This window comes from Sphingobium baderi, from assembly GCF_001456115.1.
Lineage (GTDB): Bacteria > Pseudomonadota > Alphaproteobacteria > Sphingomonadales > Sphingomonadaceae > Sphingobium > Sphingobium baderi_A.
On the sequence record NZ_CP013264.1, the window covers coordinates 3,801,576 to 3,818,809 of the forward strand.

Sequence of the window (17,234 nt, forward strand, 5' to 3'; positions counted from 1 at the left end):
GCCGCGCCTGCCGACGGTCAACCAAGGGGCCGGGGCGCGCGCGGATGCCGGGCCGTCAGCAACAATTTGTCATGATGGAGACATTCGCGGTCGAGGGACGGGGCGGAGGACATCCGCCCCGTCCTCTTCGATCAGAACGCTGCCGAGAGCGAGAAGACCACACGCCCACGCGCGATGGACGAACCGTCCGCGTCCGAGAAGTTCGGGCGGATGTAATTTTCCTCGACCCGGGCGATGTCGGTATCGACATAGGCCACGCCCACCGTCAGCGGCGTGTTCGGAACAGCCACGTCCGCGCCCACCATCCAGTCGAGATATTTGCCGGTCGGGGCAAGGCTGGTGCCGTTGGGGCCCAGGCCCGAATTACCCTTGGACCAGCCCAGATGGGCCTTGAGCGTCACGGGCGTATTGGGGATCGATCCGCTAACGTCGCTCCAGACATAGAAATTGTCGTTCTTCTTGCCCGGATTGTCGGGCAGGACCGACGCCGCGCTGTTATAGACCTTGCCCAGCGCCTTCTGCTTGGGCGCATAGGCGACGCCGACGAGGGCGGAAACCGGGCCGACATCACCCGACAGCTTGATATAAGGCTCGGCGAAATCCGTGGTGTCCGCGCCGCTGGGATACATGTACCAGGTAAGGCCGACGTCCAGCGTCGCGCCGCCCAGCGGGATGGCATAGCCCGCGAACAGGTCCAGTTCCATGTTGGAGCCGCCGAACGTGCCCCATCCCGACAGGTTGGACGCCCATGTTCCGCCATAAAGGCCGCTTTCATGGGTCAGCGTGACGCCGCCCTGGACAGCCATGCCCTTGTCGGTCTGCGACACGCCGCGGAAGCGGTAATCGGAAACGAGGGCCACGCTGCCCGAAACCGTGACAGGACTGGTGGGTGCCTCCTGCGCGAAGGCGGGCGCTGCGGATATCAGCGTGAGAGCGGCACAGGCGATCTGGTATTTTTTCATGAACATTCCCCTTTACGAAAGAATGTTCCTTCCTGCGTCCGCCAGTCCGAAGATCGGTTCGCCTTCGGTACGTGCGGACAGACACAGGGCTATCCCGCCTGCCGTCCCTTACAAACCGTATTTTGTGCAAGTGCGAAAGGCTGGGCGAATAGCGTGGCCCGGGGAACACGGTTCTTTTCCGAATTGGCAACCCATGTTTCCATTTCATTGCTGTCCCATTCCACGCCAGACATGAAAAAGCCGCCGCGTCCGGGGGTGGAGGACGCGGCGGCCAGGGGGGATTCGAAACGGGAGCGGTCAGGCCGCGAGCTGGCGCAACCGTCCCGCCGCGCCGAACAGTTCGACCTCCATCCCCGCATTGCGGCGGCGGTCGATCCATTCCCGCAGCATTTCCGCGCAGGTATGGTCGATATGGCCAAGCCGTTCGACGTTGAGGATGATCACGCGGCCGGCGGGCAATGCCTCCAGTCGTGCGGACAGGCCGGGCAGACTGAAGAAACTGGCCGTGCCGTCCAGCGCGACTTCATGCTTGTTGTCCCAGCTCGTCTCGTCGATCTTGAGGCCGAGGCGGCGAACATGGGGCAGCATTTCCAGCAACGACAGGCCAATGCCGACCAGCACGCCCGTCAGCAGATCGGTCGTCACCACCGTCACCAGCGTCGCGGCCCACACCACCGCCGGAAGCGGCCCATAGCGGTGCAGCAGATGCTTCGCATGGTCTAGGCTGACGAGGCGCACGCCCGTCACCACCAATATGCCTGCCAGCGCCGCCATCGGGATTTCCCGCAGCAGCCAGGGCAGCAGCGCGACGAAGCCCAATATCCAGATGCCGTGCAGGATGGTGGACAGGCGCGTCTTGCCGCCCGCCTGCACATTGGCGGAGCTGCGGACGATCACGCCGGTCATCGGCAATGCGCCGGCAAAGCCGCAAAGCAGATTGCCCACGCCCTGCGCGCTCAGTTCGCGATTATAATTGGTGCGAACGCCGTCATGCATCCGGTCCACCGCCGCCGCCGACAGCAGCGTTTCGGCGCTGGCGATGAAGGCGATGGCGATGGCGGTCGTGATGACGGAGGGGGTCATCAGCTGGGCGAGCAGATTGCCTTCCGGCAAGGTGACTGCCGACATGATCGATTCCGGCACCACCACGCGGGCCACCGGCAGGCCCAGGAAAAAGGCCACCAGCGTCGCCAGCACCACACCGACCAGCGCCCCGGGCAACAATTTCATCGATGCGGGACGGACCTTTTCCCAACCGATCATGCCGCCAATGGTGACAAGGCCGACGGCAAAGGCCATCGCCGCATCCTGATTGGTAAGGCCGAATATCTGGCCCGGCATCGCCAGCAGATTGGCCAGACCGCTCGACAACGGCTTGTCGTCGAACAGGACGTGGAATTGCCCGACGACGATCAGCACGCCGATGCCCGCCAACATGCCATGGACCACGGCGGGCGAAATGGCGCGGAACCATCCACCGACCCTGAGCAGCCCCGCGATCACCTGAATCGCGCCCGCCAGGATCAGAATCGGTCCCAGCGCCGACAAGCCCTGTTGCTGGACGATCTCAAAGACGATGACGGCCAGACCCGCCGCCGGGCCGCTGACCTGCAGGGGCGATCCGGCCAGCAGGCCAACGACGATACCGCCAATGATCCCGGTAACCAGCCCCTTTTCAGGCGGCACGCCGGACGCGATGGCGATGCCCATGCACAAGGGCATCGCCACCAGGAAAACGACGATGGATGCGGTGAAGTCGCGGCTCAGCGTACCGCCTGAAAACGCCTTCAGCATGGCTTACTCCGCGGCCTCTGCGTAAACCGCTCCGGCGGCGAGGCGCCGGGCGTGCGGCAAGGCGACGGGCATGGGCTGGCCTTCGCGCAGCGGCACGAAACGGCCGGTCTCGCCGTCCAGGCCCAGCACCTGACCCGCATGGATGTCGACGACCCAGCCGTGCAGGGCGATCTCGCCGCGCGCGATGCCCGACGCGACCGAAGGATGCGTCCGCAGATGCGCGAGCTGGACAACGACATTCTCCAGCGTGACATTGCGGATCTTTTCCTCGTCGCTGATGTCGTCGGGATAGCTTTCGCGGCAGACCTTCTGCGCGGCATGGGAATGGCGCAGCCACGCCGCCACATTGGGCATGGATGCAAGAGGCGCTTCATTGACCAGCGCCTTCATCGCGCCGCAGTCGCTATGTCCGCACACGATGATGTCACGCACGCCCAGCGCCATCACCGCATATTCGACGGTCGAGGACACGCCGCCATTCTGCGTGGCGAAGGGCGGCACGATATTGCCCGCGTTGCGGCAAACGAACAGGTCGCCGGGGTCGGCCTGCATGATATGTTCGGGGACGATGCGGGAATCGGCGCAGGAAATCATCAGCGCCTTGGGGCTCTGCCCATCGCTGGCAAGCCGGTTATAGAGCACGCTCTGGTTCGGGAAGACATGGCTTTCGAAACTGAAGACGCGGCCGATAAGCTCATTCATGTCGTTATCCTTCCTGTCTTTACGCCGGTCGGGAAACGGACCGGCTTTGGAAGGAAGAATAGGGATGCCGTTTTGCTGCGGCGCAGCGCCTTTGTTAAAAACTATGTCTGGGCTTGTCAGCGCCTCTCGACGATCGCGCTGAACATATAGCCGATGCCCCGCACCGTCACGATCGGCGCCGCGCGGGTGGGGTGATTGAGCTTGCGGCGCAGGCGGCTGACCAGCACGTCCACGCTGCGGTCGGACGAAGGCGTTTCCCGCGTGCCGTTCAATTCCAGTAACCTGGCGCGGGCGACGACGGACCGCGCATTGTCCAGAAACAGGGACAGCAGGGAAAATTCCGCCGCCGTAAAGTCGACCGGCGCGCCATCGGGATCGCGCACTTCACGCCGCGCGAAATCGACCACCCAGCCCTCAAAATGCGCTTCGGTCTGATGGCGCTGGCCCAGCGCCCGCGCGCTTCTTCCGCGCCGCAGCACGGCGCGCAGGCGCGCAGCCACTTCCCGCGTCGAATAGGGCTTGGCGATGAAATCGTCCGCGCCCAGTTCCAGTCCGACCACCCGGTCGACTTCGGTGCTGTTCGCGCCCACCAGAATGATCGGCACATCGCTGCGCGCCCGCACCCCGCCGCACAGGTCCATACCATCGGCGCCGCGCAGCCCCGCGTCCAGCACCAACGCATCGACCGGCTCGGCCGTGATCGCGTCCCAAACGTCGCGCGCGGAAGATACAGGCAGCGTGCGGAATCCACTCTGCTCCAGAAAGGCATGCAGGTCCTGGCGCAATTCCATCTGCCGTTCGGCAACAAGGATCAGCGGATGGTTCATCCCGCCGCCCCATATGCCGGGCGAAGGCGCGGCACGGCGGCGTTCAGCGCCATGGCAAGAGACATGGGAGGCTTCTCCTTTCGCGGCCGGAAACGCCCGGCCGGGAGCCGGACAGCCCAAAGCTGTAACCATGCCACATGTCTGTCATATATGCCGAACGTAACAAAATATTGCTGATGGCCCGTTCATCGGCCCGCGCCGTCAGCTTCCTGACTTGCCGCGGATTGCCCGCCTTTCCCTTCCTCGGCCAGGAAGCCGCGTGACAATCCGTGGTAGAGGCGTTCCCGGCACACCAGCGCGCTGACGGCGTCGGCGATAAGGGCTGTCGCGAACAGGGGCAGCACCAGCCCCCGGCTCGCGGTGGTTTCGGTGATGATGATAACGGCGGTCAGCGGCGCGCGGACCACGCCGACGAAATAGGCGATCATGCCTAGCACCACGACCACGCTCACGGGCGTTGCAAAGAGAGGCGAGAGCAGGTTGCCGATGCCCGCGCCGACCGATAGCGAAGGCGCGAAGATGCCGCCGGGCGTGCCGCTGAGCGTCGTGGCGAGCGTCGACACCAGTTTCGCCGGTCCGAACCACAGCGGCGCGCCTTCGCCTTCCACCAGGTTGCGCGTCGTTTCATAGCCCGTGCCCCAGGTCAGCCCGGTCGCCAGCCCGATCACCGCCACCAGCACGCCGCACCCCAGCGCCAGCAGCACCGGCCTTGCCCGTATCGCGACGATGGCGCGATGCGTGGACCTGCCAAAGCCGAGCACCCCGCGTGAAAAAAGCCCCCCGGCCAGCCCGCCGCAGACCGCCACCACCGGGATCACGGCCAGCGCCGCTCCAAACTCCAGCGTCTGCCGCATCGCGCCGAAATAGACATAATCGCCCGCAATGCCCAGGCTGACAAAGCCCGCAATCATCACCGCCGCCATCACCAGCACGGCGACGCGCTGTTCATAGGCGGCCGCCAGTTCCTCTATGGCGAAGGCCACGCCCGCCAGCGGCGTGTTGAACGCCGCCGACACGCCTGCCGCGCCCCCGGCGATATAGACGCCCGACGTGATCGGCACGCGCAGCAGCCGGTGCATGGCAATCATGATGGCGGCGCTGATCTGGACCGTAGGCCCCTCGCGCCCCACCGATCCGCCGCCGAACAACATGGCGAGCGTCAGGCCGAATTTGGCCCATGCCGTCCGCAGCGAAACGAACGGTCCCTTGCTGGAACCTTCGGGATTGTGCGCCGCCGCGATGACCTGCGGAATGCCGGAGCCGCGCGCCGCCGCGAACCAGCGACAGGTGATCCAGGCGGTGCCCGCGAATATCAGCGGCGTCAGGATCAACGGCGCATAGGGCCAATGATGCACGATCTGAAGCTGGGCACGCTGAAGGCGGTCGCCCAGAGCCGCGAAGACGAGCGCGACCAGCCCCAGCAACACCGCGCCCAGCGCCGTGGCGATGCGGCGGCGGGCCACCGGCACCAGCCTGCCTGCGGACCGGGGCAACAGCCGGTCGATCTGGGATCGCAATTTCATGGCGTGATCGGGCTGTGGGTTTCGAATCCGGGCATGGCGTCTATTGGACCAGCAACCGCAGCGGTTCCAGTCCAAAAGCCGATATCTCATGCCCGGCCCGCGCCGTCGCCTCCTTGCCCCATGAGGACGGACCTTCCGGCCTCAAGCATGCGCCGGGATCGTGAAGCGCGGCGCGGACAGGTCGGAACCCGCCGGCCGTTGAAAGAGCCGCAGCCCGAACTCAGGCATGATGGCGATCAGATGGTCGAATATATCGGCCTGTATGCCCTCATATTCTCCCCATGCCGTAGTGTTGGCAAAGGCGTATATCTGCAACGGCAGGCCATTTTCGCTGGGGGCAAGCTGGCGCACCAGCAACGTCTTGTCGCCGTCGATATCGGACCGGGATTGCAGATAGGCCAGCACATAGGCGCGAAAGGTGCCGATATTGGTCAGGCGCCTGCCATTGACACTTTCCCCCGCCGCCTTCTGCGCGTTCCACTGCTCGATATCCTGGCGCTTGGTCGCCAGATAATCGCGGAGCAGCGCAAAGCGGGACATGCCGTCCAGTTCCTCCGCCTGCAGGAAGCGCACGCTGTTCTGGTCGATCATCACCGACCGCATCATCCGGCGCCCGCCCGATTCCGCCATGCCGCGCCAGTTGCGAAAGCTCTCCGAAATAAGGCGGTGGGTGGGGACGGTGGTGATCGTCTTATCGAAATTCTGGATCTTCACCGTGTGCAGCGCGATGTCGATGACATCGCCGTCCACGTTGAACTGCGGCATTTCTATCCAGTCGCCCACGCGCACCATGTCGTTCGACCCGATCTGCACCGACGCGACCAGCGACAGGATCGTGTCCTTGAACACCAGCATCAGCACCGCCGCCATCGCGCCAAGGCCCGACAGCAGCAGCAAGGGCGACTCGTCCATCAGCACCGCGATGACAAGGATCGCGCTCGCGGCGTAGATCAGCAACTTGCCAAGCTGAACATAACCCTTGATCGGCCGGTTGGCCGCATAGGGACGGCGCTGGTAAAGATCGTTCAGCACGGTGAGAAGCCCGCTCAGCGCGATGGCGATCGTCAGGATCATGAACGCCGCGCAAAAGCTGCGGACGAAAACGATCGCCCCCGCGGGCATATGCGGCACCGCGCCGACGCCGTTCTGGATGACCAGCGCCGGGACGATGTTCGACAGGCGGGCGACGATCGCGCCGATATGCGAAGCCTCGACGCGGAAAGGCAGATGATCGAGCAGGCGTATCAACAGCTTGAGCACGATACGCTTAGCCACCCAGTTGGCGATCCACGCCACCAGCCCCAGCAGCAGCAACGCGACGCCGCTCTGCATCCATGGCTCGCTGACATATTTTTGCGTCAGCGTCCCGACATTTTCGCTGGAAACCGACAGGTGGCGCATCAAGCTCGCTTCTCCTTGCTGAAAGGGTCGTCATACAGGGACTGGCCCGCCGTCTCCGGCATGAAGCGCAGCGCGACGAGGCCCACGGCGCAGGCCAGCATCATGTAGAATGCAGGCATCAGTTCATTACCCGTCAGGCTGATCAGCCCGCTGCCGATCGCCGGTGCCGTCCCGCCGAAGATGGACGTGGACACATTATAGGCGACGGCAAAGCCCGCGAAGCGCACATGCGTCGGGAACAGCGCCGGAAAGGTCGCCGATATGGTCGCAAGCTGCGGCACATAGAGCAAACCCAGCAGGACAAAGCCGATGATCGCGCCCGCCAGTCCCGTCGCCATCAGCATATAAAGCGGCGCCGCCCCGATGAGCAGCCCGATCAGCGACACGCGCCACATCGGCCGCCGCCCGACCCTGTCGGACAAACGGCCGGCGAAGGGCAGGAAGACCATCATCAGCACCATGCCGATGATCGGCACGATCAGCGCCTCGTCCGGCGACAGGCCGATGCGCCGTTGGAGATAAGTCGGCATATAGCTCAGCAGCGTATAGTTGACGACGTTGAGCGCGACGACCAGCCCGCCGACCACCAGCATCGGCTGCCAGTGCCGCCGCATCAGCACGGACAGGCCGAGCGATGCCTGCCCGCTGTCATGCAGGCTGGCCGCCGCGCGGAAAACCGGCGTGTCTTCCATTTTCGATCGCAGATACATGCCGATCAGCCCCATGGGCGCGGCGACCAGGAACGGGATACGCCAGCCCCAATCGTGCATCGCCTGCTCGCCCAGCAGCAAGGAAAAGCCCAGCATCAGCGAGGCGCCCAGCGAAAATCCCGCCAGCGTCCCGAACTCCAGGAAACTGCCATAATAGCCGCGCCGGTCGTCGGGCGCATATTCGGCCATGAAGGTCGCCGCGCCGCCATATTCGCCGCCGGTCGAAAAGCCCTGCACCATGCGGAGCAGGATCAGCAGTGTCGGCGCCCAGAAGCCGATGGTGGCATGGCCGGGGATCAGGCCGACGCACAGCGTCGCCGCCGACATCAGCAATATGGTGAGCGCCAGCACCGACTTGCGCCCCAGCCGGTCGCCCAGCGGTCCCCAGAACAGCCCGCCCAGCGGCCGTATCAGAAAGGAAATGGCAAAGGTGGCCAGCGCGAACAGCACCGCTTCGTCCGTGTCGCCGGGGAACAGGGCTGCGGAAATATAGGTCACGCCATAGGCATAGATGCCATAGTCGAACCATTCGGTCGCATTGCCCATGGCCGATGCGGCGATGGCGCGGCGCAAGGTGACATCCTGTGCCGAAGACGGCGGGGCTGGCGATGCGGGTGCGGGCGAAATCGCGCTCATGTCGTCTGTCCTTGGGTCGCGCCCTCATCGGGCGTGTTCGGATCGAGCAGGGACGCCATGGGCGTGGTGCGCGGGACGATCTGAAACTCCTGCTGCTCGCGACCCGGCACGGGATCGGACGCCCTCTGCCGCCACAGGCCGAAGATCAGCGCGAGCACGGCGCAAATGGCGATGAACAGGAACAGCCCGCCGGTCCCTGCCGCCGTCATGAAACTCGCCGCACAGACCGGGCCGAGCGCCGCGCCAATGGAATAAAGCAGCACCAGCCGCCCGCTGGCCGCCACGCGCTCCGTTTCCAGCAGCCGGTCGTTGCAATGCGCGACGCACAGCGGATAGAGCGCGAAGCTGAGCCCCCCGAACAGCGCGCCCAGCGCCAGCAGCCCGACCCCGCCCGAACCGCGCAGCGCCAGCGCCAGGCTGACCAGCGCGGTCGCGGCAAAGCTCAGGATGATGACCCGCCGCCGGTCATAGCGATCCGACAGCCGCCCGAGCGGCCATTGCAACGCCACGCCGCCCAGGATCACGATCATCATGAACCGCGCCGTTTCCGGCAGGTCCAGCCCCAGCCGCCGGACATGCACCGCCGCCAGCCCGTAAAAGGCGCCCAGCATCAACCCCGTCGCCACCGCGCCCATCGTGCCCAACGGCGTGGCGGCTAGCAGTGACCGGATCGAAAGGGCGCTGGCTTCCGCGGGCGCGGGCGCGGAACTGCGCGTCAGACACAGCGGAATGATGGCGAGCGAAATGAGGATGGAGGCAAGCTGGAAGGGAATGGAGGGCAATGCCCCGCTCGCGCCCAGCAGCAACTGGCCGATCGCCTGTCCCGAATAGAGCGCGACCATATAGGCCGCCAGCACGCTGCCACGCATCTCCGGCTCGGCCCGGTCGTTGAGCCAGCTTTCGAGGCAGACGAACACCCCCGCGACGCAGATCCCGTCGATCAGCCGCAAGACCATCCAGAACAGCGGATGATGCAGCAGCACATAGGCCAAGGTGCTGGCCGACAACAAAGCGACGAAGGCGGCGAAGGCCCGGATATGCCCCACCCGCCGCACGATCCCCCCGGCCCGCAGCGCACCGATCATCAGGCCGCCGAAATAGGCGGTGGCGACGATGCCGATGGTGATCGTGCCGCTCCCCTCGCGCTCCAGCCGCAGGCTGATGAGCGTCGCCAGGAAACCGCTCCCCGCCATCAGCATGAAGATGGACAGCAGCAGGCTTTGGACAGGTTTAATGGCTGCAAGCATGATGTCGTGCGCGATTCCGGCCGATCAGGCCGCGCGCTGGCCCTCCGCTATCGCCTCGTTCTCGTCCTCTTCCTCCACCAGCGCCCGGTGCAACGCGCGGACGGCCGCATCATATTGCGCGACGTCGATGATGAACTGCACGTCGACATTGCGGATCTGGTGCTGCATCGCGATGACGCCGATCCCCTGCGCGGCCAGCGCGCACAGCGCGTCCGCCACCAGCGAGGGCCGGGCGATGTCGCTGCCGATCACCGACACCATCGCGACCGGCTGGGCCGATATGGCGGCGTCGGGATAGCGCCGCTGCAAATCCTCGATCGCCCGATTCACCGTTCCGGCGTCGGTCGACAGATAATGGGTGATGGTGTTGGCGTTGGACGATTTGCTGACGATCCATGCGCGATGGCGCGTCAACGTTTCCAATATGGCGGCGTCATAGCCCTTCACGCCCACCATGTCCTGCTCAAAAAATTGCAGCGCCTGGGCGTGGCGGATGCCGGTGACGATCTCCACGCGCGGCGTGTCGGAAACATAGTTGCCGCAGATCAGCGTGCCGCCATCTTCCCGGTCGAACGTGTTGCGAACGCGCAGCGGAATATCCGTCTGGCGCAGCCCCCGCCCCGCGCCGGGATGGATCGCCTCCATCCCCAGATTGGCGAGCTGGTCGGCCACATCGTAATTGGTGCGCCCGATCTTGCGCGCCTTGTCGGTGCCGACCAGCCTGGGATCGGCGCTCGACAGGTGGAATTCCTTGTGGATGATCGCCTCGCGCGCGCCGGTCAGCACGGCGATGCGGGAAAAGGTCATTTCCGAATAGCCGCGCGCATAACGCCGCACCATGCCCTCGCTGCACCCGGCATAGCCGGTGACGATGGGCAGGGTCGTGGACAGGTCGATGGGTTCGAACGCCTCGACGATGCGCTCGTCCAGCGCACGCATATCCTGCTGGTCCCACAGCGTCAGGTCGACGAAGCGCGCATGGACGCCCGCGTCGCGCAGCAGCAGCGCCGTGCTGTGCGCGCTGTGCGCCTCGCCCAGTCCGGCGAGCATCTCGCGCACCGTCATCAGCTGTTCCTTCACACAGAAACGGCCGTGGCTGCGTAGCCGCGCCAGATCCTCAAGACATGCGGCCACGCCGTTAATCCGCTTGTCGACGAAAGCGTCGGCCTGGGCCAGGCTTTCGGAAGGGACGAACATCTCCGCGTTGCGCGCCCGCATGGCCGCCCGCACATCTTTCATCGCCTCGCGCCAGCCATCCGCGCCGTCGTCCGCGACGAAACGCGCATAGACGCCCGGCTCGCCGCTCTTCTTGTGCTCCAGCAACAGGTCGGTCATCCCGGCATAGGCCGACACGACGAAGATGCGGTTGTAGAGATCGGCGTCCTTGCGCCCCGCGATCAGCACATTGTCGAACAGGATCGCGGTGGCGGCCATGGACGTGCCGCCGATCTTCTCGACGCTGTGGTGGCCCGTCATGCCGGCGCCTCTTCCAGCAGGAGGCCGGATATCGGCGCAATCGCCCGCGGTTCGCCGCGCGTGGCGACGAATTCGGGGCGCGGCCTTTCGACGCCAAAGGGCGCTGCCAGCCGGTTGCTGACCGCATTATAGACAAGGAAGGCGTTGGCGCGGGGGAAAGGCGTGATGTTGCCGTTCGACCCATGCATGACGTTGCAGTCGAAGATCACGACCGATCCTGGTTTGCCGGTCGGCGCGACAATGCCATGCCTGTGCGCCAGTTCGGCCAGGCTGTCCTCGTCCGGCACGCCATATTCCTGCTTCTTGAGGGAAGTGCGATAATGGTCCTCGGGCGTTGCGCCCACGCATGTCAGGAAAGCGCGATGCGATCCGGGGATCAGCATCAGCGGTCCGTTATGCGGCGTATTTTCCGCCAGCAGGACCGACATGGACAGCGCCCGCATCCGGGGCATCCCATCCTCCACATGCCATGTCTCGAAATCACTGTGCCAGTAGAATTCCCGGCCCTGAAAGCCCGGCTTGTAGTTCAGCCGCGACTGGTGAATGTAAACCTCGTCGCCCAGCAGGAAACGTGCGACGCCAGCCAGCCGTTCATCGGCGGCCAGCCGCGCCAGCACGCGGCTCTGCGCGTGGATCGCGAAGATGGACCGCACTTCCCGGCTGCCCGGCTCGGTGATGACGGTTTCGGCCTCCAGCGCGGCGGGATCGGCCAGCAGCTTGCCAGCCTCGGCCTGAAGAAACGCGACTTCCTCATCGGAGAACATGTCCTCCAGCACCAGATAGCCGTCACGTTCGAACTGTTCGGCCTGCTGGGCGCCGATGGGCGCGGCTTCGTTCCATTCGCTGTGAACGACGGGGTCGAGACGCGGCGAGAATTCCGCCATGGCTGCATGGCGGGATGGGTAGATGTCTTTCAAGGGACTTCCCCCTTTCCTGTAATCTTCAATGGGTAAGTTCGCCCTCGCGAACCATGTCTGCTTCGGCGGGATAGGCGCCGCTTTCGTCATGCACTTCCTGACCGGTGACCGGCGGATTGAACACGCAGACGCACAATATGTCGGTGGTGGGCCGCACCACATGCTTGTCATGGGCGTTGAGCGCATACATGACGCCCGATGCGAGCTGGTGGGTGATGCCGGAACCCAGATCCTCGATCGTGCCGGTGCCCTTCAGCACCAGCACGGCTTCCAGATGGTTCTGGTAGTGCATGTGCAATTCCTCGCCCGCGTACATGGTCGTAACGTGGAAGGAAAAGCCCATATTGTCGTCCTTCAACAGCAGGCGGGCGCTTTCCCACTGCTTTGACTGGACGTTGCGGTCCGACTTGCGGATGGCTTGGAGTTTGCGGACGATCATGGATCTTGTCTCCTTTTATTCCGCGGCGACGCCATAGGGCGTGGCCAGCGTTTCACGGATGCTGCTTTCCAGAATGTCGAGCCCCGCCGACAGCAGCGCGTCGTCGATGACGAGCGGGGCGAGCACCTTGACCACCTCGTCATGGGCGCCGCTCGTTTCGATGATGAGGCCGCGTTCGAAACAGGTGGCGGTGACGGTCCCGGCGATTTCGCCCGATCCCAGGTCGATGCCGCGCATCATGCCCCGGCCGCGCGTCGACAGGCCATGTTCGGCCGCCATCGCGTCCAGCCGCCGTTCCAGCATCCCGCTTCTGCGGGCGACGTCCTGCTGGAACTGCCCATCGCTCCAGAAATGGCGCAACGCTGCGGCTGCGGTGACAAAGGCGTGGTTATTGCCCCGGAAGGTGCCGTTATGCTCGCCGGGCGACCATTGATCCAGTTCGGGCCGGAACAGCGCCAGCGCAAAGGGCAGGCCCATGCCCGAAAGCGACTTCGCCATGGTGACGATGTCGGGGACGAAGCCCATGTCTTCGAAGCTGAAAAAGCCGCCGGTGCGGCCGCAGCCCGCCTGAATGTCGTCGACGATCATCAGCGCGCCGTGGCGGCGCGCGATGGCGGCGATGCGCCGCAGCCATGGGGCGGACGCGACGTTAAGCCCCCCTTCGCCCTGCACCGTTTCCACCAGGATCGCGGCGGGCGCGTCCAGGCCGCTTGACGGGTCGGCCAGGCGCCGTTCCAGCAGTTCGGCCGTGTCCACATCTGGGCCGTGATAGCCGTCATAGGGTTCATGGGCGACATGGGATAGCGGCACGCCCGCGCCGCCGCGCTTCGTGGCATTGCCGGTGCAGGCCAGCGCCCCCAGCGTCATGCCGTGGAAACCGTTGGTGAAGGCGATCACCAGTTCGCGGCCCGTCACCTTGCGCGCCAGCTTGATCGCCGCTTCGACCGCATTGGTGCCGGTCGGCCCGGTGAACATTGCCCGGTAATTCAGCCCTCGCGGCCTGAGGATCACCGTCTCCAGCGTGTCGAGAAAGGCCTCCTTGGCGTCGGTGTGCAGGTCAAGACCATGGGTAATGCCGTTGGCGGCGATATAATCCATCAGCGCGCTTTTCAGAACCGGATGGTTATGGCCGTAATTCAGCGTCGAACAACCCGACAGGAAATCGAGATACCGGCCGCCCTGATTGTCGTGCATCCAGACATCTTCCGCCTTGTTGAACTGGCGCGGCATCGACCGCGCATAGCTGCGTACGGCCGATTCCCGGCGTTCATAGATGGCTGTGTCCGGTTTGCATGTGGTGGGCTGCGGAAGGGTGGTGCTCATGTCGCCAATTCTCCTTGATGGGGTATGTCGCGGATCAGCGCGGCAATGGGCCGATGCGGGCCTGCCATTCGGTGGCATGGGCACCGGCGAAATGGGTGTCGCGCTCGAACAGCGCGCTCTTGGTCAGGGACGCGTTCCATCGCCGCGCCAGCCCTTCGAACAGGGCCCAGGACGCGTGATTGTCATCCGTCACCGTGGTGATGAGGTGCGTGACGCCTGCCGCCGCCGGACGCTCCAGCAGCGCCTCGATCATGCGTCCGGCCAGCCTGTGCCCCCGCGCGGCGGGCGAAACGGCGACCTGCCACACGAAGAAGCTCTCCGGCTCGGACGGCGGGCGATAGCCCGAAACCCATCCCGCGACCTCGCCGCGATGCTCCGCAACGACGCAGCTTTCCGCGAAATGCGTGCATTGCAGCAGGTTGCAATAAGCCGAATTGGCGTCCAGCGGCGGGCACCGCGCGATCAGGCTGGTGATCGAAGGCCCATCGCTCCCCATGGGCGGGCGCAACTGAAACTCTGGTTGCACGCTCCGCGCAGGGCGCGCGAACTTCCGTGGCGGCGCCAGGGCCGCGTCGGATTCCGGATCAACGATTATTCACCTCCCGAAGTATATTCTTTGGAACCTGCATGGTCCCGGTGTGACTTCGGCGCCATATATGGCTGTTTGGACTCGGTTTTCAACCCTTATGGCTTTCAAGCAGTCCTTCGGTCAATGAAACATGTGCAAAACTCCTTCACCCTATGAAGGATTCCGCGTGACGAAAAATCCCCAACCCTTCTATAATTCCTTCATGAATTCAGAGATCGCCTCCCTGACGCTGCGCGCCCTGCGCCGCGTGCTCCGCGCCACCGAAATCGGCAGCCGCCGCCTCGCCAGCATGACCGGCCTCACCCCGTCGCAATGGCTCGTCCTGCGCGAAATCGACTCCCGCGATTCGGCCACCCCCGGAACGATCGCAACGGCCCTTCAATTCAGTCAGGCGACCATTACGGCGATCGTCGACCGGCTACAGGAACTCGGTCTCGTGCAACGCCAGCGCAGTGAAAGGGACAAGCGCCAGTTCATTCTGTCAGCCCAGCCCGCTGGCAAAGCCGCGCTCACCGACGCTCCGGACCTCTTGCAGACCACCTTCACCGATCGCTTTGCGGGTCTGCCGCCATGGGAACAGGCCATGATCCTGGCCGCCGTCGAGCGTCTGGCGACGCTCATGGACGCGCAGCATATCGACGCCGCTCCTCTGCTGGACAGCGGCCTCATCGATCGATCGGAACCCGCCTGAGCCTGCGCCATCTGCCCACCGGTTTAATTCGCTGCGAGTTCGACCGACAGAATGGCAGCGATCATGGCGCGTTGAGGCGGCACTGCCCACGTCCAGCGGAGAGATCGGCTCATCCGCATTCAAGACAAAGCTAGGGAGCCCTCTGCCGAGGGCTCCCACGTCTTTAATGGAAATAGCGGACGTACATCTTGCCATTCTCGAACCGGTATGTCTCGATGCTCGGAATAACCTGCTCCGTATCGTTACGGATATTGTCCACAACGGTTGCCGCCTCGTTGCCGTTGATGAGCAGCCTGACCAGATCCGTCCGAATCTTACCCGCATATTCGGCGATCATGTCGGCCATCGCCTTTTCCCCCTCAACCTCGGGGGCTCCGACATATTGGATGGTGAATCCATTCGGCGCGATGGCACGGAACAAATCCATCATCTCGTCGATCCGGTTCTCGCTCCACAATCGATATTGGTTGGTGATGAAATTCTCGATATCCTGCTTGGATACGTCAGACATGGTTGATCTCCTTTCCAATCTTTTTCTTCGACCGCATCAACAGAGCGTCGTCCCCTACCATTGGGTATATCAGCGCGTTTCGATAGGGATGACATTGCGCGAGTGGATACCCAGCTTCACCGGCTCGAACACCGCCTGACGCCGTCGTTCGAGACGGGCCAGCAGCGTGAAGAGTGCAAGCTCTTCCTCGGCAGGAGCCTGCTGCACGTGCCGCTCGAGCGCCAGAACGGCATCGTCGATATCCGCAAAATCCACCTTCAGATAAGCGCTGATATCCGCATGGTCGCGGGCACGCAGTTCGTCTCCACAGCGATCATCCCGCTCAATCCACTCGGCCAGTTCCAGCGCCTGCTCCAGCGTATGCGTATCAATCGGCGCCGCGCCGCGCACCTGGCGGATCGTGTCGTCAAGCGCAGCGATCGCTGTGCCGCTCTTGCCCGCCGAGGGCGTGATCGGCACGGCATCATGATCGGGAAACGGCGCGTGCAGCAGCTTGGACAAGGCCAGCAAAATGCATTTTCGCAGAGACATATCCCATGACAGATAAACGGCGTGCGGATCGCCAGGAGCCGGCTTGCCGACGGTGCCCGCGAACTGCATCGTCCCCAATGTCGAAAACAAGGCAATATAATATTGCACGATGTCGTGATCGACCGGCTCGCCCGTCGCTTCTTCATAGTAGCGGAACAATTCCGGCAGCGGGCGTCCCATCGGTTCCACGCTGTCGCGCATGGCCAGCGTCGCCAGATCGACGTGTGGATCGCTCACAAGGCCAAATTCAAAGTCATAAAAGCCGGTCATCCGGCCATCCTCCACGAGGAATTGGCCGCAATCGAACTGGACGAAACTGGCCCGTGTACGATGCCCGGGATAGTTCCGCTCCAGCCAGCGGATGACGAACTCAAGCAGCGGCTCAGGCTTGCTTTTCGTGCGCTGGTAGAGCGGCATGTAGGCGCGCAAGCCGACCAGCGCTATTTCCTCCGGCGTATCGGGAATCTCGATGCCGATTGCGGCAAACGAGTCGAGCGGCAGCTGATGCATGACCGCCAGCCCGTTCATCAGCGCGCGGCCAATTTCCCGGCGCTGATCATCGGACGTTGTGGCGGCATGCACATCGCGGGTGCCGGGCAATGAATCCATGATGATACATGGGGGATCAGCGCAATAGCCGTGGATGCGTGGCACCGGCACGCCGCCCCGATGGAGCACATCAATAATGTCCGCCTCGCGCTTCAGATCGGGAAAAATCGCCACGTCGCCAACGCGATTGCCGCGCAGGTGCAGCGGCAGGATGGTTCCGTCCATTTCCACGTCGGCAAACCATGCCGGTCGCCAGCGAGCCTGCTGTTCGAGCCGCACGATCTTGCCGCCTGTGGTTTTTTCCACGAGCGCCTTGATCCGATCCAGCCCCGTCTCGTCATATGGGTTGCCCGCAACTTCATTCGAACTCATGATCAGCTTTCTGTTTCCATGGCTTATGTTCCTT

General features: G+C 64.1%; 16 protein-coding genes. 1 reads left to right on the forward strand and 15 read right to left on the reverse strand.

All coding sequences use genetic code 11. From position 1 onward, the window contains the following. Positions 1-131 precede the first annotated feature (131 nt). The 13 genes from ATN00_RS18615 to ectA all read right to left on the reverse strand — a co-directional run bounded on the left by ATN00_RS18615 (position 132) and on the right by ectA (position 14,423). Positions 132-968 carry a TorF family putative porin gene (locus ATN00_RS18615; protein ID WP_062067571.1) on the reverse strand — a complete coding sequence of 279 codons (837 nt, stop codon included), beginning with the start codon at positions 966-968 and terminating at the stop codon, positions 132-134. A 291-nt stretch (positions 969-1,259) separates the two neighbouring features. Beyond that, positions 1,260-2,756 carry a SulP family inorganic anion transporter gene (locus ATN00_RS18620; protein WP_062067574.1) on the reverse strand — a complete coding sequence of 499 codons (1,497 nt, stop codon included), beginning with the start codon at positions 2,754-2,756 and terminating at the stop codon, positions 1,260-1,262. Between the two features lie 3 nt (positions 2,757-2,759). Then, positions 2,760-3,458, reverse strand: a complete 699-nt coding sequence (locus ATN00_RS18625; protein WP_062067576.1) for a carbonic anhydrase — start codon at positions 3,456-3,458, stop codon at positions 2,760-2,762. A gap of 116 nt (positions 3,459-3,574) precedes the next feature. Continuing rightward, the gene (locus ATN00_RS18630; RefSeq protein ID WP_062067578.1) at positions 3,575-4,285 is read right to left on the reverse strand and encodes a response regulator transcription factor; all 711 of its coding nucleotides are present in this window, start codon (positions 4,283-4,285) and stop codon (positions 3,575-3,577) included. 185 nt (positions 4,286-4,470) lie between these two features. After that, a complete protein-coding gene (locus ATN00_RS18635; RefSeq protein ID WP_062067580.1) occupies positions 4,471-5,808 on the reverse strand; it encodes a chloride channel protein in 1,338 nt (445 codons plus the stop codon). 141 nt (positions 5,809-5,949) lie between these two features. After that, complete coding sequence (locus ATN00_RS18640; RefSeq protein ID WP_062067583.1) at positions 5,950-7,212, reverse strand: mechanosensitive ion channel family protein; 1,263 nt, start codon at positions 7,210-7,212, stop codon at positions 5,950-5,952. Continuing rightward, the gene (locus ATN00_RS18645) at positions 7,209-8,555 is read right to left on the reverse strand and encodes an MFS transporter (protein ID WP_062067585.1); all 1,347 of its coding nucleotides are present in this window, start codon (positions 8,553-8,555) and stop codon (positions 7,209-7,211) included. The genes ATN00_RS18640 and ATN00_RS18645 overlap by 4 nt, the downstream gene beginning before the upstream one ends. Then, positions 8,552-9,802 (reverse strand): MFS transporter, encoded by a 1,251-nt coding sequence (locus ATN00_RS18650; protein ID WP_062067587.1) that lies wholly within the window; start codon positions 9,800-9,802, stop codon positions 8,552-8,554. The genes ATN00_RS18645 and ATN00_RS18650 overlap by 4 nt, the downstream gene beginning before the upstream one ends. A gap of 24 nt (positions 9,803-9,826) precedes the next feature. Continuing rightward, the gene (locus ATN00_RS18655; RefSeq protein ID WP_062067589.1) at positions 9,827-11,278 is read right to left on the reverse strand and encodes an aspartate kinase; all 1,452 of its coding nucleotides are present in this window, start codon (positions 11,276-11,278) and stop codon (positions 9,827-9,829) included. Continuing rightward, entirely contained in the window at positions 11,275-12,195 is a 921-nt protein-coding gene (gene thpD / locus ATN00_RS18660) for an ectoine hydroxylase (RefSeq protein WP_062067591.1), read from the reverse strand. The genes ATN00_RS18655 and thpD overlap by 4 nt, the downstream gene beginning before the upstream one ends. 25 nt (positions 12,196-12,220) lie before the next feature. Then, complete coding sequence (locus ATN00_RS18665; RefSeq protein ID WP_062067593.1) at positions 12,221-12,634, reverse strand: ectoine synthase; 414 nt, start codon at positions 12,632-12,634, stop codon at positions 12,221-12,223. Between the two features lie 15 nt (positions 12,635-12,649). After that, a complete protein-coding gene (ectB, locus tag ATN00_RS18670) occupies positions 12,650-13,957 on the reverse strand; it encodes a diaminobutyrate--2-oxoglutarate transaminase (protein ID WP_062067596.1) in 1,308 nt (435 codons plus the stop codon). 34 nt (positions 13,958-13,991) lie between these two features. Then, positions 13,992-14,423, reverse strand: coding sequence for a diaminobutyrate acetyltransferase (gene ectA, locus ATN00_RS18675; protein WP_062069002.1), 432 nt, complete (start codon positions 14,421-14,423; stop codon positions 13,992-13,994). A gap of 325 nt (positions 14,424-14,748) precedes the next feature. On the opposite strand from ectA, the gene ATN00_RS18680 reads away from it, so the two are divergent. Then, positions 14,749-15,237 carry a MarR family winged helix-turn-helix transcriptional regulator gene (locus ATN00_RS18680; RefSeq protein ID WP_062069004.1) on the forward strand — a complete coding sequence of 163 codons (489 nt, stop codon included), beginning with the start codon at positions 14,749-14,751 and terminating at the stop codon, positions 15,235-15,237. 163 nt (positions 15,238-15,400) lie between these two features. Here the strand turns inward: ATN00_RS18680 and ATN00_RS18685 are convergent, their stop codons facing one another. Together ATN00_RS18685 and ATN00_RS18690 are read right to left on the reverse strand one after the other, a co-directional pair. Further along, complete coding sequence (locus ATN00_RS18685; RefSeq protein WP_062067599.1) at positions 15,401-15,748, reverse strand: nuclear transport factor 2 family protein; 348 nt, start codon at positions 15,746-15,748, stop codon at positions 15,401-15,403. A gap of 69 nt (positions 15,749-15,817) precedes the next feature. Further along, entirely contained in the window at positions 15,818-17,200 is a 1,383-nt protein-coding gene (locus ATN00_RS18690; RefSeq protein WP_062067602.1) for a phosphotransferase, read from the reverse strand. Positions 17,201-17,234 lie beyond the last annotated feature (34 nt).

Bases quoted from the DNA above. Each gene is read 5' to 3' on its own strand.
- ATN00_RS18615 (WP_062067571.1), bottom strand. From the start codon at position 968: ATGTTCATGAAAAAATACCAGATCGCCTGTGCCGCTCTCACGCTGATA.
- ATN00_RS18620 (WP_062067574.1), bottom strand. From the start codon at position 2,756: ATGCTGAAGGCGTTTTCAGGCGGTACGCTGAGCCGCGACTTCACCGCA.
- ATN00_RS18625 (WP_062067576.1), bottom strand. From the start codon at position 3,458: ATGAATGAGCTTATCGGCCGCGTCTTCAGTTTCGAAAGCCATGTCTTC.
- ATN00_RS18630 (WP_062067578.1), bottom strand. From the start codon at position 4,285: ATGAACCATCCGCTGATCCTTGTTGCCGAACGGCAGATGGAATTGCGC.
- ATN00_RS18635 (WP_062067580.1), bottom strand. From the start codon at position 5,808: ATGAAATTGCGATCCCAGATCGACCGGCTGTTGCCCCGGTCCGCAGGC.
- ATN00_RS18645 (WP_062067585.1), bottom strand. From the start codon at position 8,555: ATGAGCGCGATTTCGCCCGCACCCGCATCGCCAGCCCCGCCGTCTTCG.
- ATN00_RS18650 (WP_062067587.1), bottom strand. From the start codon at position 9,802: ATGCTTGCAGCCATTAAACCTGTCCAAAGCCTGCTGCTGTCCATCTTC.
- ATN00_RS18655 (WP_062067589.1), bottom strand. From the start codon at position 11,278: ATGACGGGCCACCACAGCGTCGAGAAGATCGGCGGCACGTCCATGGCC.
- ATN00_RS18665 (WP_062067593.1), bottom strand. From the start codon at position 12,634: ATGATCGTCCGCAAACTCCAAGCCATCCGCAAGTCGGACCGCAACGTC.
- ectB (WP_062067596.1), bottom strand. From the start codon at position 13,957: ATGAGCACCACCCTTCCGCAGCCCACCACATGCAAACCGGACACAGCC.
- ATN00_RS18680 (WP_062069004.1), top strand. From the start codon at position 14,749: ATGAATTCAGAGATCGCCTCCCTGACGCTGCGCGCCCTGCGCCGCGTG.
- ATN00_RS18685 (WP_062067599.1), bottom strand. From the start codon at position 15,748: ATGTCTGACGTATCCAAGCAGGATATCGAGAATTTCATCACCAACCAA.
- ATN00_RS18690 (WP_062067602.1), bottom strand. From the start codon at position 17,200: ATGAGTTCGAATGAAGTTGCGGGCAACCCATATGACGAGACGGGGCTG.